2 tRNA genes and 3 rRNA genes (1 of these 5 only partly in view) are annotated in these 1,311 nt (G+C 56.8%); all 5 read right to left on the bottom strand.

The features are described from left to right. Positions 1-645: ribosomal RNA gene (locus tag FE781_RS17290) — 23S ribosomal RNA — on the bottom strand; its annotated part reaches 273 nt to the left of the window's first position; the annotation flags it as partial. Positions 646-822: 177 nt separating this feature from the next. Continuing rightward, a tRNA-Ala gene (locus tag FE781_RS17285) sits at positions 823-898 on the bottom strand. Between the two features lie 26 nt (positions 899-924). Further along, positions 925-998, bottom strand: a tRNA-Ile gene (locus FE781_RS17280). A gap of 41 nt (positions 999-1,039) precedes the next feature. Beyond that, positions 1,040-1,156 (bottom strand): 5S ribosomal RNA (rrf, locus tag FE781_RS17275). A gap of 85 nt (positions 1,157-1,241) precedes the next feature. After that, a 16S ribosomal RNA gene (locus FE781_RS17270) occupies positions 1,242-1,311 on the bottom strand; the annotation flags it as partial.

Here is a 1,311-nt window from a genome sequence, read left to right as displayed (position 1 = left end):
TGCACGCGAACGTAACTCGCCGGTTCATTCTACAAAAGGCACGCCATCACCCGTTAACGGGCTCTGACTTCTTGTAAGCACACGGTTTCAGGTTCTCTTTCACTCCGCTCCCGCGGTGCTTTTCACCTTTCCCTCACGGTACTGGTTCGCTATCGGTCGCCAGGGAGTATTTAGCCTTGGCAGATGGTCCTGCCGGATTCCCACGGGGTTTCACGTGCCCCGCGGTACTCGGGATCCCCTTCGGAGAGAGTAGGCTTTCGGCTACAGGGCCGTTACCTTCTATGGCTGGCCGTTCCAGACCATTCGCCTAGCCTGCTCTTTTCTTACTCCATGTGAAGGGTCCCACAACCCCGAAGGCCGAAGCCTCCGGTTTGGGCTCTTCCGCGTTCGCTCGCCACTACTGACGGAATCACTGTTGTTTTCTTCTCCTCCAGGTACTTAGATGTTTCAGTTCCCTGGGTATGCCTCCGGCTGCCCTATGGATTCAGGCAGCGGTGCGCAGCCATTACACTGCGCGGGTTTCCCCATTCGGACATCCCCGGATCAACGCCTGCTTACGGCTCCCCGAGGCGTATCGTCGTTCGCTACGTCCTTCTTCGGCTCCTGGCGCCTAGGCATCCACCGTGCGCTCTTACTAGTTTCATCTGCGCTTTTTGCGCTGCTTCGCTTGTCAAAGCTTGCAGCTCGGATGCTAATCGCTTTAAGTTCGCTATCCAGTTTTCAAGGTGCAACGTCTGTCTTGCCTTCGCCGCTCCCAAAGCGGCAAGGAGTATCTTATCACATTCCTCTCCTCCGCGCAAGCGCCTTTTTCGAGGAAAGTGATGGTGGAGCTAAGCGGATTCGAACCGCTGACCCCCTGCTTGCAAGGCAGGTGCTCTCCCAGCTGAGCTATAGCCCCATGTCCGTCTAGTTCTGCCTAGACGATGGGCCTTAGTGGACTCGAACCACCGACCTCACCCTTATCAGGGGTGCGCTCTAACCAGCTGAGCTAAAGGCCCGTATGCGCTTGGACAAAGAAAAAACCCACCACAGTGGGTCCGCTTGGCAGCGTCCTACTCTCCCGGGACCCTTCGGTCCAAGTACCATCGGCGCTGGAGGGCTTAACGGTCGTGTTCGGGATGGGTACGCGTGGTTCCCCTCCGCCATCGCCACCAAACGGATTGCTTCGAAAGAGGCTCGCTCTTTCAAAACTGAACAAGTGCTCCGCGTCTTCTTCTTCATCGTCCCGTAGGACTCCTTAGAAAGGAGGTGATCCAGCCGCACCTTCCGATACGGCTACCTTGTTACGACTTCACCCCAATCATCTACCCC

This window comes from Paenibacillus thermoaerophilus (genome assembly GCF_005938195.1).
Lineage (GTDB): Bacteria > Bacillota > Bacilli > Paenibacillales > Reconciliibacillaceae > Paenibacillus_W > Paenibacillus_W thermoaerophilus.
The sequence above is the reverse complement of the archived record's forward strand: the minus strand, read 5'-3'. Positions and strand labels throughout refer to the sequence as shown.